The organism is Afipia sp. 1NLS2 (assembly GCF_000178995.1).
GTDB lineage: Bacteria > Pseudomonadota > Alphaproteobacteria > Rhizobiales > Xanthobacteraceae > Afipia.
This window is the reverse complement of sequence record NZ_ADVZ01000004.1, coordinates 288,340-301,531: the sequence shown is the minus strand read 5'-3', so window position 1 is coordinate 301,531 and position 13,192 is coordinate 288,340. Positions and strand designations below refer to the sequence as shown.

The following is a 13,192-nucleotide window of genomic DNA, read 5'->3' as shown; positions in this document are numbered from 1 at the left end:
GCTTTTTAAATCGCGTCGAGAGCTTTTACTCCGCGGCAGTCCGGATATCGATCTTTTCCACGCGCGCGGCGCAGAACTTGAACTCCGGAATCTTGCCATACGGGTCGAGCGCCGGGTTGGTGAGCAGGTTGGCCGCCGCTTCCGCGTAACAGAACGGCATGAACACCATGTTCTCTGGCACGTCACGATCGGAGCGCGTCTTCACCTCGATCGCGCCACGGCGCGTTTCAAGTCGGATGAAATCGCCCGGCCAGATCTTGAGGCGACGCATGTCCTTCGGCGACAGGAAGGCTGTCGCCTCCGGCTCGATGCTGTCGAGCACGCCGGCACGGCGCGTCATCGAGCCGGTATGCCAATGCTCGAGGATACGACCGGTGGACAGCACCATCGGATAGTGCTCGTCCGGAACTTCGTCCGGCGCCGTGACGCGTGCGGGCACGATCTTGGCGCGGCCGCTCGCGGTCGGGAATCCGGTGGTGAAGATGATCTCGTTGCCCGGCTTGTGCGGATCGTCCACCGGATAGGTGACCGCGCCTTCCCGCTCAAGGCGCTCCCACGTGATGTTCTTCAGCGACGGCATCAGTTGCGCCATCTCGTTGAAGACGTCAGCCGCGCCGGAGTAAGTCCAGCCGCAGCCCATGCGGTTCGCGATTTCCTGGATGATCCACAAATCCTGACGCGCATCACCCGGCGGCTTCACCACCTGACGCGAGATCTGGACACGGCGGTCGGTGTTGGTGAACGAACCGACCTTCTCCGCGAATGCGGATGCCGGCAGGATCACGTCGGCGTGGAAGGCCGTTTCCGTCACAAACAGATCCTGCACCACGAGATGATCGAGCTTGGCAAGCGCCTCACGGGCGTGCTGGAGGTCGGGGTCCGACATCGCCGGGTTTTCACCCTCGATATACATGCCGGTGATCGTGCCCGCATGGATCGCGTTCATGATCTCCACGACGGTGAGGCCCGGAACAGGATCGATCTCCTGATCCCAAACCTTCTCGAAGGCGCCACGCAGATCGGCGCGGCCGACCGGCTGGTAGTCCGGCAGCAGCATCGGGATGAGGCCTGCGTCGGAGGCGCCCTGCACGTTGTTCTGGCCGCGCAGTGGGTGCAGGCCCGTGCCCGGACGGCCGATCTGGCCAGTAATAAGCGCCAGCGCGATCAGGCAGCGCGAGTTGTCGGTGCCGTGAACATGCTGGCTGACGCCCATGCCCCAGAAGATGATCGACGACTTCGCCTTGGCGTAAAGCCTGGCAACTTCCTTCAGGGTCTCGGCCGGAATGCCGCAGATTTTTTCCATCTTCTCCGGCGGGAATTCCTGAATCTTCGCCTTCAGCTCCTCGAAGCCCTCGGTATAACCGGCGATATACTGCTTGTCCGTCAGGTCTTCGTTGATGATGGTGTGCAGCATGCCGTTCAGCATCGCCACGTCAGCACCCGGCCTGAACTGCAGATGCTTGTAGGCATGGCGCGACAGCGGCTGCTTGCGCGGGTCCATGATAATCATCTTCGCGCCCTTCTTGGCGGCGTTCTTGAAGAACGTCGCCGCGACCGGATGATTGGCGGTCGGGTTCGCACCGATGACAATAATGACTTCCGCATCGAGGGCAGCCGAGAACGGCGCCGACACAGCACCTGAATTGACGCCTTCCATCAGCGCCGCCACCGACGAAGCGTGGCACAGCCGCGTGCAGTGATCGACGTTGTTGGAGCCGAAGCCAGTGCGCACCAGCTTCTGGAACAAGTACGCTTCCTCGTTCGATCCCTTGGCCGAACCAAAACCGGCAAGCGCCTTGACGCCCTTCTCGTCGCGGATCTTCACAAGACCCTTGGCGGCGACGTCCAGCGCCTCCTCCCACGTGGCCTCACGGAAGTGAGTGAACGGATTGGCTGGATCGACCTGATCCATCGCATCCTTCTTCGCGTTCGGCAGCCGGATCAGCGGCTTGGTGATGCGATGGGGGTGATGGATGTAATCATAGCCAAAGCGTCCCTTGACGCAGAGGCGGTTATGGTTGGCAGGACCGTTGCGGCCTTCCGCGTAGATGATCTTCTCGTCCTTGACCTGATAGGTGACCTGACAGCCGACGCCGCAGAACGGGCACAGCGAGTCCACCTTCTTGTCCGCATAAACGGTACGGGTGATCTGCTGCTCATCGAGCAGCGCCGACGGCATCAGTGCGCCTGTCGGGCACGCCTGCACGCACTCGCCGCACGCCACGCAGGTGGATTCGCCCATCGGATCGTCGAAATCGAACACGATCTTGGCGTCATGGTTGCGATACGCCATGCCGATAACGTCGTTGACCTGGACCTCGCGGCAGGCGCGAACGCACAGGCCGCACTGGATGCAGGCATCGAGATTGACGCTCATCGCCGGATGGCTGTGATCGCCACTCCAGCGCTCAGCCGCCGGGAAGCGGCTCTCCGTCACCTCGACCTTGTCGGCCCAGTGCCAGAACTTGGAGTCCGGATCGTGCGAGGTTTCGCGCTCCGGCTGGTCGGCGACGAGAAGCTCCATCACCATCTTGCGCGCGGACTTTGCGCGTTCGCTGGCCGACTTCACCTTCATGCCAACCGTCGGCATCCGCATGCAGGACGCCGCGAGCACGCGCTCGCCCTCGATCTCCACCATGCAGGCGCGGCAATTGCCGTCGGCGCGATAGTCCGGCTCCGGCGAGTAACACAGATGCGGAATTTCGGTGCCTTCCCGTTTCGCCACCTGCCAGATGGATTCGCCGGGCGCTGCTTCGACCTGACGGCCGTCGAGTTCGAATTGAATCTTGTTCATTCTGCAGCCTCCTGAGGCGCGAATTCTTCAGGGAAGTATTTAATGACTGACGTGAGAGGATTCGAGGCCGCCTGGCCCAATCCGCAGATCGAGGCATCGCGCATGGTCTGGCTCAGTTCGTTGAGCAGATCGCGGTTCCAAGCACGGGTTTCCATCAGAGCCGCAGCCTTCTGGGTTCCGACGCGGCATGGCGTGCATTGTCCGCAGCTCTCGTCCTCGAAGAACTTCATCAGGTTGAGCGCCGCATCTTTCACGTCGTCCTTATCGGACAACACGACGACGGCGGCGGAGCCGATGAAGCAGCCGTATTTTTCGAGCGTGCCGAAATCGAGCGGGATGTCATTCATCGAAGCCGGCAGAATGCCGCCCGATGCGCCGCCCGGCAGATAGGCACGGAATTTGTGACCATCGGCCATGCCACCGCAGAACTCCTCGATCAGTTCCGTGATGGTGACCCCGGCCGGAGCCAGCTTCACGCCCGGATTCTTCACACGGCCGGATACCGAATAGCTGCGCAGCCCATGGCGGTCATTGCGGCCCTGCGCTTGCCACCATTCGCCACCCTTCTCGACGATGTCGCGCACCCACCACAGAGTCTCGACATTGTTGATGAGCGTCGGCAGCCCGAACAGGCCGACCTGGAACGGATACGGCGGCTTGTGACGCGGCATGCCGCGCTTGCCCTCGATGCTTTCCAGCAGCGCGGATTCCTCGCCGCAGATATAGGCACCGGCGCCGCGCCGCAGGTGCAGCGTCGGGCCGCCTGCCGGGAGCCTGGCAATTTCACGCGCCAGAATTTCACGGCTCGCCGGATATTCGTCACGCAGATAGATGTAGACTTCGGCCGCCTCGACGATATGCGCGCCGATCAGCATGCCTTCGATGAAGCGATGCGGATCGGTTTCGAGATAGAAGCGGTCCTTGAACGTGCCGGGCTCGCCCTCATCACCGTTGATCGCCATCAGGCGCGGGCCGGGTTCGCCGAGCACGGCGCGCCACTTGCGGCCGGTCGGGAAGCCTGCGCCGCCGAGGCCACGCAGCGAAGCGCTTTCAAGCGCCTTGAGGATATCTTCCTTGGACGTTTTGCCGGAACGCAGGGAGTTCAGCAGCGTATAGCCACCCTGCGCGATATAGGATTCGTACTCGACATAGTCGGGCACATGAACATGGGTGTCGTGCTGCTTGAGCGCGGCCAGCACATTATCGACCGTCGCGTGATCGACGAAGTTGTGTCCGACCTCCGCGGCCGGCGCCGTGTCGCAGCGGCCAACGCACGGCGCGCGAACCACGCGCACGCCGGGACCTGCCTTGTTCTTCAGCTCCTTCATCAGGGTTTCCGCGCCAAGCATCGCGCAGGTCAGCGAATCGCAAACCCGGATAGTGACCGGCGCGATATCCGGCGCGCCTTCCTTCACCACATCGAAATGCGCGTAGAAGGTCGCGACCTCGAACACTTCCGCGAACGCGAGCTTCATCTCGTCCGCCAGAGCGGCAAGATGGGCTGCGGAAATCTGGCCCCACTTGTCCTGAATGAGATGGAGGTACTCGATCAGCATGTCGCGGCGGCGCGACTTGCCTTCAAGCAGGAATTCGATTTCCTCGCTCGCCTTCGGATCGATCTGGCGGCCTTTTGGCGTTGGCTTTGCTCGCCGCCTTCCCTCACCGGGATGCTCGAACGGGATGACTTTCTGGGGTCCTTGGTCGTGGCTCATTAGAATGCCTCTATCTTTCAACAAGTCATACCGCTGCTGGGATACGATATGCAAGGAACTGTTGAGTTCCTCAGCTGTAAAATCGGCTGACAGAATGCCGCTACTGACGGCATCGCTAACCGGCGCGTTCAAAAGCGGCAGCACGCTATCCGGCGGCCGGCACACCCTGACCCCCTTTGGGGTTTCGACGATCGGGTAAACCAACAACTCAGGTGCGCGTGACATGAAGTCGAGCAGCGCATCGTCGGTCCACTTCGGGTTGCTGAGGTTGAAGTCCGCGAACCGCACGGATTTGCGGAATAACCGTCGCACCGGCACGCCCATCTTGCGCGCCAGATATTTCAGGCGAGCGGGACTCGGCGGCGTCTTCAGATATTCGACGACAATCGGCGCTTCTCCGCTCGCAAGAAGCAACGCCAGAACCTGCCGCGAGATGCCGGACGCCGGATTGTGATAAATAGTCACAACCTTTGGCCGCCGACTGCCTTTTGTTTTTAAATTGACAACGTTACCGCCGGGCATGGAACCCTCAGGGAAGCCGACCCGGTCAGCATGCCAAACAGTTGATGCACCATCAATAACTTGCTCTATCGCGGACTCAAGAAAACGAGCCTTATTATTTGAATTGGCTATCGTAGACCCATCAATCTAGCTTCGTTTATTCTGTTTTATGATCGACCCTATCTTCCCCCCTTGTGGTGCGGATCGCGGTCGCGTTTATCTGGCTACGATGGCGGCTTTGGACCGTCTTTTGAGCCGCCGTGTTTGCCACCATGAACCCATGCGCCGGGAAGATCGTTTTTTCTTTCGTCATTCGCCATTTCTCTCACTCCGTGTGAACCGATGGCTGCGCCGCCAGGTTCCGTTTCAGTGTGCCAATGTCCAATCTCGCCTCCGCCTTTGAACTTGTCAGTTCGTTCGACGCCGGCCTGTTCCAGATTATCGGGCTGTCGCTGTTCGTGAGCCTGTCGGCGGTTGCATGGGCCGCATTGATCGGCGTGCCGCTCGGAGCTGTCATCGCCCTCAACGCTTTCCCCGGCCGCACGTTCATTATCGTCGTCATCAATGCGTTGATGGGTCTGCCGCCGGTCGTCGCGGGTCTCGTCGTGTATCTCGGCCTATCCCGCTCGGGTCCGCTTGGCTCATGGGGACTTCTGTTCACACCCACAGCCATGATCGTCGCGCAGACTTTGCTGGTGACGCCGATCATTGCGGCGCTGACGCGGCAAACCATCGAAGACGCATGGATCGAGTATCGGGACGAACTGATGGCAATGAATATCGGCGTCGCGTCTCGCGCGGCAACGCTGATCTGGGATTGCCGATTCAGCTTGACGACGGCGCTGCTCGCCGGGTTTGGCCGCGCCGCCGCCGAAGTCGGCGCCATCATCATCGTCGGCGGCAACATCGACGGCTTCACCCGCACCATGACGACGACGATCGCGCTTGAAACCTCGAAGGGCGACCTTCCACGCGCCATCGCATTGGGCGCGGTGCTGGTCGGCGTCATCATTCTGGTCAACGCGCTTGCGTGGAGCACGCAGTGGCTCGGCGCACGCTTCTCGGGTGTATGACGATGCTTGCCATGACATCCGATCTTCCCATCGCGCTGGAGCATGTCAGCGTCGTCGCGGGTGGCGTCCCGATCCTGACGGATATCACGCTGCAATTCTCTAACGGCGCCCCGACGGTACTGATCGGCCCGAACGGGTCGGGCAAGACAACGCTCCTGCGCGTGGCGATGGGACTTCTGCAGCCTTCCAGCGGAGCCGTGACCTGGGGTGGACAGGAACGCGTCGCACCGCAACGCCGCGCCATCGTGTTTCAACGCCCAGCCATGCTGCGGCGAACCGCCGCCGCCAATATCGAATATGCGCTGGCAAGCGCAAATATCAGCCGCGATCTCTGGAAGCAGCGTACAGCGGAGCTTCTTGCAATGGTCGGGCTGTCCGGGCTTGGCGAGCGGCCCGCGCGCAAGCTGTCAGGCGGCGAACAACAACGGCTTGCCCTCGCCCGCGCGCTGGCGCGCAATCCCGAGGTGCTGTTTCTCGACGAGCCGACGGCCGCGCTCGATCCCTATTCTACCAAAGCCATCGAAGACGTTCTCGAAGCGATAGCGGCAAAGAATATCAAGATCGTCATGTCCACTCACGATCTCGGTGAAGCGCGCAGACTCGCGGGCGACATCGTCTTCCTCAATCACGGACGCATCGTCGAAACCGGATCTTCGGCAAATTTCTTCAACGCCCCGGTAACCAGCGATGGGCAGCGGTTTATCGCTGGAGAGCTTTTGATCTAGAAAAGGAAACCACATGAAACGATTGCATACGCTCGCTGCGTTGGCCGTCCTCGGCATTCTGTCGATGACGGTGGCTTCGGCCGAGGACAAGTCGATTGTCGTCGCGTCGACCACATCGACGCAGGATTCCGGCCTGTTTGGCCACCTGCTGCCCGCCTTCAAGCAGAAGACCGGCATCGACGTGAAAGTGATCGCACAGGGCACCGGTCAAGCGCTCGACACCGGCCGGCGCGGCGATGCCGACGTGGTCTTCGTGCACGCTAAATCCGCGGAAGAAAAATTCCTCGCCGAAGGACAGAGCACCAAGCGTTACCCCGTGATGTACAACGACTTCGTCCTCATCGGACCCAAGAGCGATCCGGCTGGCATCAAGGGCACCAAAGACATCGTCGCCGCGCTGAAGACGATCAAGGAAAAGGGCGCGCCGTTCATCTCGCGCGGCGATCGCTCCGGCACCAACATCGCCGAACTGAAGCTCTGGAAGGTCGCGGGCATCGACATCGCGAAGGACAAGGGCCCCTGGTATAAGGACATCGGCCAGGGCATGGGTGCGGCGCTCAACACCGCCTCGGCCTCGAACGCCTATGTGATTTCCGATCGCGGCACATGGCTATCGTTCAAGAACCGTGGCGATCTCGTCATCGCGGTTGAGGGCGACAAGCGGCTGTTCAACCAGTACGGCGTGATGCTGGTCAATCCGGCGAAGCATCCGAACGTCAAGGCCGATCTCGGGCAGCAGTTCATCGACTGGCTGGTTTCGCCGGAAGGCCAGAAGACCATTGCCGACTACAAGATCAACGGTCAGCAGTTGTTCTATCCGAACGCCAACGACCCGAACGCTTAAGATACGAATCACATCGCCCGAACAACAAACGGCGCCACCGGATCGTCCGGTGGTGCCGTTTTCTAGACCGGATGAAAACCCGCCTGTTCGAGTGCCGCCCTCGTCTCCTTGGCGCGGAGCGATTCCAGAAAAGCTGCGACGCCCGGCCGGTTCTTCCGGGCCGTGACCAGTGCGAAATCGTAGTGTTCCTCCGCGAACGGAATGAAGCCTAGTCCGGCGGCATACGCGACAGGCGCGATGGTCATGCCCCAGTCCGCGCGATGCTGCGCGACGGCGGCGGCAACCGCATTGTGTGATTTCGGCTGATTCCAGTAACCATCAGGTCGCGCGCCGCCCAACAGACGATCGATCAGGATGCGCGTTCCCGCGCCCTGATTGCGATTGACCATCATGCATGCGGGATCGGCGAGTGCGGCTTTCACCGCAGCCCTGGCATCAAGTCCCTCAAAACGGGAATCGCCCCGCCGGAACACGATGCCCTGCATGCGCCGATACCCCGGCACCAGTTCGAGACCGGGCTTGAGGAACGGCGCGTTGTAAACATCGGTCTTTTCATCCAGCAGATGGATCGGCGCCATGTCGCATTCGCCGCGGCTTGCCGCAGCGAGACCCCCGAGGCTGCCGACGGAAATCGAGCGCACCGACAGATCGGCGCGCGCCAGCGGCGCCGTGACAATGTCGAGGCCGGTGCAGTGGCTGCCGATAATCACCAGATCCGGCACGCGGACATGCGGCGTGAACAGCGTCACTTCCGCTTCGGTCCCAGCGGCCATCTGATCCGCAAGCGCATCGATCCGCAGGAAGCCATCGGCCTGCGCGAAGGCCGTGATCGCGCCGGAACCCTTGCCCGAAGGATAGGCGATCAATCCATCGTCGCCCTCCACCAGCGACACCATCACGAATTCGGTGCGGCCAAGCTCGGATGCGATCCGAACCGGCACGCGCGCCTGCACCCTGGCGTCCGCGCGCGGCGGAAGACCCGCCATGCGCCGCAACACCGGTACAATCATGTCGTGGAAGGTGAACATCGCGGAAGTCGGAAAACCCGGCAGAACCACGACCGGCTTGCCGTCGCAGACCGCAAGACACAGCGGCTTGCCCGGCTTCAAGGCCACGCCGTGAGCGATGACGCCAGGCTGGCCGAGCCGCGACACGATACGATGCGAGACGTCGCCGGAGCCCTTCGACGTGCCTCCCGACAGCACCAGCATGTCACTGTTGGCAAGCGCCGCGCGCATACCCGCTTCGAGCTTAGCCTCGTTGTCGGGGAATGAGCCGGCGAACCACGGGGTGCCGCCATTCTCGCTCACGGCAGCCGAGACGATCGGGCCGTTGGTGTCGTAGATCGCGGCAGGTCGCAGACTCTGCCCGGGCGCGACGAGTTCATCGCCGGTCGACACAACCGCCACCTTCGGCTTGCGCACGACAGATATCTGCGGGATGCCGCAGGCCGCGAGCATGCCGATTTCGCGCGAGCCGATGATCGTTCCCGCGCGCAACAGCACTTCGCCGCGTGCGATGTCGGACCCCGCATAGGAGACGAACTGTCCCGGCGACGCCGTGCGGTCGATGTGGATCGCGCCTTCACCAGCAGGCTGGGTATGCTCGATCATCACCACGGCGTCCGCACCGCGCGGCACCGGCCCGCCGGTCGCAATCGGCGTCGCGGTGCCGGATGTGACGATCAATTGTGGCGCCACGCCACAAGCAATCACCTCGCCGTTCAGCGCGAGACGCGCAGGCCGGTTGCCCGTGGCGTCTTTCAGATCGGAAGAACGAACGGCAAATCCGTCGACATTCGAACGGTCGAAAGGCGGCACATCGATCGGCGCAGCGACGTCGTGCGCAAGCGCGCAGCCAATGGCATCCGCCAGAGCGCGTTGCTCCGTCACTGGACGCCGCGGGAAAAGTGCGGCCTCGAAGCGAGCCAACGCATCCTCGCGAGACAACACGGTCAGAAACTGCTCCTGGTCAACGCTCACGGCGCATACCTCGTCTGGCGGAAATCGTTATGCTGCATATCGGCTATATATGTCTTAGCCTAGCGGATAGGCAGGGCAAAGCGCTCCTGCAGGAAATCCTTCGCTGTTGCCGGGCACGAGCATCCACGCATCCGCGTTCGCAAGCGCCTGCAACGGCAGTTCCCCGACAGACAGCGGCATCCACGCTTCTTCTTCGCTTCCGAGCAAGACGATGTCGGCGACACCCGGCGCGGAGGCGATCTTTCGCGCGATGGGCCGGGCCGTGGTCGGCCGCTGCCGCATCGTTAACCGGTCCAGCACCGGCAGAGCCAATGTCCACCAGGCAGCCAGAGCATCTTCCAGCATTCCCGGCAGCGCGATGAGTGGCACGTTCCTCAAACAGCCGATCGCGGCGGTTCGTCCCGGCATCATGGCAATGCCGTGCGTGATGGCGACACCGGCGCTCTGAAGCGCATCGATCGTTGCGTCCGTCTTTCCCGTGCCCGTACCGCCGACAGTCACGATCAGGTCGGCTTCCGACGCATTCAACACTGAAGCGATCGCCGGCGCGGTTCGCGCATCGGAATCCGTTCTCGTCACAGCCGCGCCGGCCTGCTCCGCAAGATACGCGATGTACTGCGCCGTGGAGGATTGACCGCTTGCGCTCGCCACATTGACGAGTTGCAGGCGCGACGTCCGCACCGATAACGAACGCAGGCCCAGTCTGGTTGCAATCAGGAGATCGAGGGGCCGGATCCTCTGTCCGGGCTTTATGACGAGTGACTTCGCGGCAATTTCGTCTCCCGCGCGGCGCACGCCCTGCCCCGGCCGCGCTTCGGCGACAGCCTGAAAAATCCCGCTCTCCCGATTGAGAGATTGGGGTTCAACCAAACTGTCGCATCCCTCAGGAAGCGGTTGTCCAGTCTCGACCCAGACAGGCGGCTCGGCCAAGAACGCCGGTGAGTAGGAAGACGCGCCGACAATATCCAGCGAGCGGACAGCCCAGCCATCGATCATTGCAACGGCGCCGACCGGCAGCGGACCCGGCGCCGTCAGCCCGGCGGAAATCCGGCCCAGAGCCTCATCAATGGGCTTGTCGAGGACAGGAACGGCCTCAAGTCCCTCAAGCAAACGCTTCAGCGCATCGTCGAGCGAAGTGAGAGAGGTAATGACGCCCATTGCATTCCTGATTGAGGTCGCGGCCCGTGACATGACCCGACCGCCGGTATCGGATACAGGCCGTTATACACACTGAAGCGCAATCCATCCATCCGGGGCCGCCCCCGCAAAAGCAGGGCCCCAGTTTTCAGGCATGGATCAAGCTCACTTACAGGATCGTGTTGAACTCAGGTCGCGCGCAGCGCGGCCTTGACCTTTTCGGGCTTGAACGGCACCGACCGCACTCGCGCCCCGGTCGCATCGAAAATCGCGTTGGAGATCGCCGATGAAACCAGAGCGGCTGTCGGTTCACCCGCGCCCCACGGCTTTTCCGTCGGCCGGTCGATCAACTCGATCACGAGTTCCGGCAGTTCAGAGAAACGCAGGATCGGATAACTCGCCCAATCGAGGCTCGTGATCATGCCGCGGTCGAACATGACTTCTTCCTTCAGCGTGCGGCTGACGGTCTGAATCACGTTGCCTTCGATCTGCGCGCGGACGCCGTTCGGATTGATGATCTGGCCGCAGTCGTGAACCACATAGACCTTCTTGACGCGGACATCGCCGGAGGTGCGATCCACCTCGACATCGGCCACCAGACCGACGTAGGTCCGCACCAGTTCGTATTTGACGTAACTGACGCCGCGCCCCTGCACCACGTCACCCTTGATGTCCTTGCGGGGCGAGGCGCGCTTCTCCCACTTCGCAACTTTCGCCAGCCGGTCGAGCACTTCGAGGCCGCGTTTGTCGGCAGGATCGGTGTACTTAACGCGAAGCTCCAGCGGGTCCGCATTCAGCGCAGCGGCGACTTCGTCGAAGAAGCTCTCATTGGCGAAGGTGTTCTGCATGCGTCCCGGCGTCCTGATCCAGGACGGGCGGAACGGCGTCGTCTCCAGTCGGTGACAGACGGTCTTGATGTTCGGAAATTTGTACCCGATCGCGGAGTCGTTGACGATGCCGCCCGGCGCCAGCTTGCCCACGACAGGACGGTCACTCAACGTCGCGGCAACGAGATCGACCATGCCGGCCGCGCCCTGCGGGATGAAGAACTCGCTTTCCCAGGCAGTGACATTTCCGGACGCATCGATATTTGCCCGTAGATCAATCAAGGTCGGCGGCCCCTTCGGATCCCAGCCGTGTTCGTCGGCACGCGACCACTGCACGCGGACGGGCTTGTCCATGATCTTCGCGAGCAATGTGGCATCAGCCGCAGCGTCTTCATGCCCGTTTCGGCCGTAGCAGCCCGCGCCGTCGACATAGATGCAGCGCACGTCCTCGTCCGGCATCTTCATCATCATGGCAAGCTGCTTGCGCAGATTATGGGTTGCCTGCGACGCGGACCAGCAAGTCAGTTTGCCGTCCTTGAATTCGGCAATCGCACAGGACGGTCCGATCGAGCCATGGGTGTGGATGGCGAAGTCATAGGACGCCTTGACGGTCTTGCCGCCGGCAGCCATCGCGGCGGCGCTGTCGCCGATATTGCTGGTGACGTCGTCCTTCACGATCTTGGTCGAGCGGACGTGCTCCCAGAGTTTTGCCTGATCCGGCAGGGTCTCCGATTTCGACCATGACGCCTTGATCTCGCGCGCGGCGCGCACCGCCGCCCACTCCGTCTCCGTCACGACAGCGAGGAAATTCCCGTCGCGAATGACTTTGACGATACCCGGAATGTCCTTGACCGAACTTTCATCGACGCTTTGCAGCGTCGCCCCGATAGTCGGCGGCCGCACCACGCTTCCATGCAGCATTCCCGGTACGCGGAAATCCTGCATATAGGTGAACTTGCCGGTGAGCTTCTCCGGAATATCGCGTCGCGCGATCGGCTTGCCGACGATCTTGTAGTCGGCAGGATTTTTCGCAGGCGCCGCCGGATCGACCTTCAGCATGAAGGCCTTGCCGCCGATCAGCTCAGCATAGGCAACCTTTCCACCACCGGATTTCGTCGTGACCACGCCATCGGCAACGGTCAGATCGTCCTTGGCGACGCCGAGCCGTTGCGCGGCCTGATCGAGCAGCACGCTTCGTGCCGTCGCGGCAGCCTGCCTGATCTGCATGCCGCCCGCCTGGATCGACAAACTGCCGTAGGTCGGCCCCTGATCGGGCGTGAGAGCCGTGTCGCCTTCGATGGTGTTGACGTTCGCCAGAGGCACATCGAGTTCTTCGGCGAGGATCTGCTGCAAGCCGATCCGGATGCCGGTGCCGAGATCGACCTTCCCCGAATAAAGCGTCACCATGCCCTTGTCGTCGATGGCCAGGAACGTATCGACCTGATCGAGCGCGACCGGCTTTGCTGCCGCGGCTTCGCCTTGCGCCAGCGCAAACGCCTCGGACGGAGGCGTAAGCGAGAAAGCCACGACCAGCGCACCGGTCCCCTTCAGAACATCGCGGCGGGACGGCTTGAGATGCAGAGTCATGACAGCCTCC

9 protein-coding genes and 1 pseudogene are annotated in these 13,192 nt (G+C 62.1%); 3 read left to right on the top strand and 7 right to left on the bottom strand.

Going from position 1 to position 13,192, the window contains the following annotated elements; all coding sequences use genetic code 11:
• Positions 1 to 25: 25 nt before the first annotated feature.
• The 4 genes and pseudogenes from fdhF to AFIDRAFT_RS19860 form a co-directional block, all read right to left on the bottom strand.
• A complete protein-coding gene (gene fdhF / locus AFIDRAFT_RS15555; RefSeq protein ID WP_009340519.1) occupies positions 26 to 2,794 on the bottom strand; it encodes a formate dehydrogenase subunit alpha in 2,769 nt (922 codons plus the stop codon).
• Positions 2,791 to 4,506 carry an NADH-ubiquinone oxidoreductase-F iron-sulfur binding region domain-containing protein gene (locus tag AFIDRAFT_RS15550; protein WP_040298540.1) on the bottom strand — a complete coding sequence of 572 codons (1,716 nt, stop codon included), beginning with the start codon at positions 4,504 to 4,506 and terminating at the stop codon, positions 2,791 to 2,793. The genes fdhF and AFIDRAFT_RS15550 overlap by 4 nt, the downstream gene beginning before the upstream one ends.
• A 150-nt stretch (positions 4,507 to 4,656) precedes the next feature.
• Positions 4,657 to 5,028, bottom strand: a pseudogene (locus AFIDRAFT_RS20540) (arsenate reductase family protein); the annotation flags it as partial.
• Between the two features lie 136 nt (positions 5,029 to 5,164).
• A complete protein-coding gene (locus AFIDRAFT_RS19860; RefSeq protein ID WP_156186861.1) occupies positions 5,165 to 5,320 on the bottom strand; it encodes a hypothetical protein in 156 nt (51 codons plus the stop codon).
• Between the two features lie 64 nt (positions 5,321 to 5,384).
• Here AFIDRAFT_RS19860 and AFIDRAFT_RS15545 point away from each other — a divergent pair, with 64 nt between their 5' ends.
• From AFIDRAFT_RS15545 to AFIDRAFT_RS15535, 3 genes are read left to right on the top strand one after another with little or no spacing between them, the layout of a single operon-like run.
• Positions 5,385 to 6,080, top strand: a complete 696-nt coding sequence (locus AFIDRAFT_RS15545; protein ID WP_009340514.1) for an ABC transporter permease — start codon at positions 5,385 to 5,387, stop codon at positions 6,078 to 6,080.
• A 2-nt stretch (positions 6,081 to 6,082) separates the two neighbouring features.
• Entirely contained in the window at positions 6,083 to 6,805 is a 723-nt protein-coding gene (locus tag AFIDRAFT_RS15540; RefSeq protein ID WP_156786908.1) for an energy-coupling factor ABC transporter ATP-binding protein, read from the top strand.
• Between the two features lie 13 nt (positions 6,806 to 6,818).
• Positions 6,819 to 7,649, top strand: a complete 831-nt coding sequence (locus AFIDRAFT_RS15535; protein ID WP_009340510.1) for an ABC transporter substrate-binding protein — start codon at positions 6,819 to 6,821, stop codon at positions 7,647 to 7,649.
• A 62-nt stretch (positions 7,650 to 7,711) separates the two neighbouring features.
• On the opposite strand, the gene AFIDRAFT_RS15530 is transcribed toward AFIDRAFT_RS15535, so the two are convergent.
• The 3 genes from AFIDRAFT_RS15530 to AFIDRAFT_RS15520 form a co-directional block, all read right to left on the bottom strand.
• The gene (locus AFIDRAFT_RS15530; protein WP_009340508.1) at positions 7,712 to 9,631 is read right to left on the bottom strand and encodes a molybdopterin biosynthesis protein; all 1,920 of its coding nucleotides are present in this window, start codon (positions 9,629 to 9,631) and stop codon (positions 7,712 to 7,714) included.
• Positions 9,632 to 9,685: 54 nt separating this feature from the next.
• On the bottom strand, positions 9,686 to 10,789 hold the full coding sequence (locus tag AFIDRAFT_RS15525) for a molybdopterin-binding protein (protein WP_009340506.1): 1,104 nt from the start codon (positions 10,787 to 10,789) through the stop codon (positions 9,686 to 9,688).
• Positions 10,790 to 10,956: 167 nt separating this feature from the next.
• Positions 10,957 to 13,182: a xanthine dehydrogenase family protein molybdopterin-binding subunit gene (locus tag AFIDRAFT_RS15520; RefSeq protein WP_009340504.1), complete on the bottom strand. Its 2,226-nt coding sequence runs from the start codon at positions 13,180 to 13,182 to the stop codon at positions 10,957 to 10,959.
• Positions 13,183 to 13,192: the final 10 nt, after the last annotated feature.

What these genes read in the sequence shown, in the direction of transcription:
- AFIDRAFT_RS15535 (WP_009340510.1), top strand. Translation starts at nt 6,819, where the DNA reads ATGAAACGATTGCATACGCTCGCTGCGTTGGCCGTCCTCGGCATTCTG.
- fdhF (WP_009340519.1), bottom strand. Translation starts at nt 2,794, where the DNA reads ATGAACAAGATTCAATTCGAACTCGACGGCCGTCAGGTCGAAGCAGCG.
- AFIDRAFT_RS15525 (WP_009340506.1), bottom strand. Translation starts at nt 10,789, where the DNA reads ATGGGCGTCATTACCTCTCTCACTTCGCTCGACGATGCGCTGAAGCGT.
- AFIDRAFT_RS15540 (WP_156786908.1), top strand. Translation starts at nt 6,083, where the DNA reads ATGCTTGCCATGACATCCGATCTTCCCATCGCGCTGGAGCATGTCAGC.
- AFIDRAFT_RS19860 (WP_156186861.1), bottom strand. Translation starts at nt 5,320, where the DNA reads ATGACGAAAGAAAAAACGATCTTCCCGGCGCATGGGTTCATGGTGGCA.
- AFIDRAFT_RS15550 (WP_040298540.1), bottom strand. Translation starts at nt 4,506, where the DNA reads ATGAGCCACGACCAAGGACCCCAGAAAGTCATCCCGTTCGAGCATCCC.
- AFIDRAFT_RS15545 (WP_009340514.1), top strand. Translation starts at nt 5,385, where the DNA reads ATGTCCAATCTCGCCTCCGCCTTTGAACTTGTCAGTTCGTTCGACGCC.
- AFIDRAFT_RS15520 (WP_009340504.1), bottom strand. Translation starts at nt 13,182, where the DNA reads ATGACTCTGCATCTCAAGCCGTCCCGCCGCGATGTTCTGAAGGGGACC.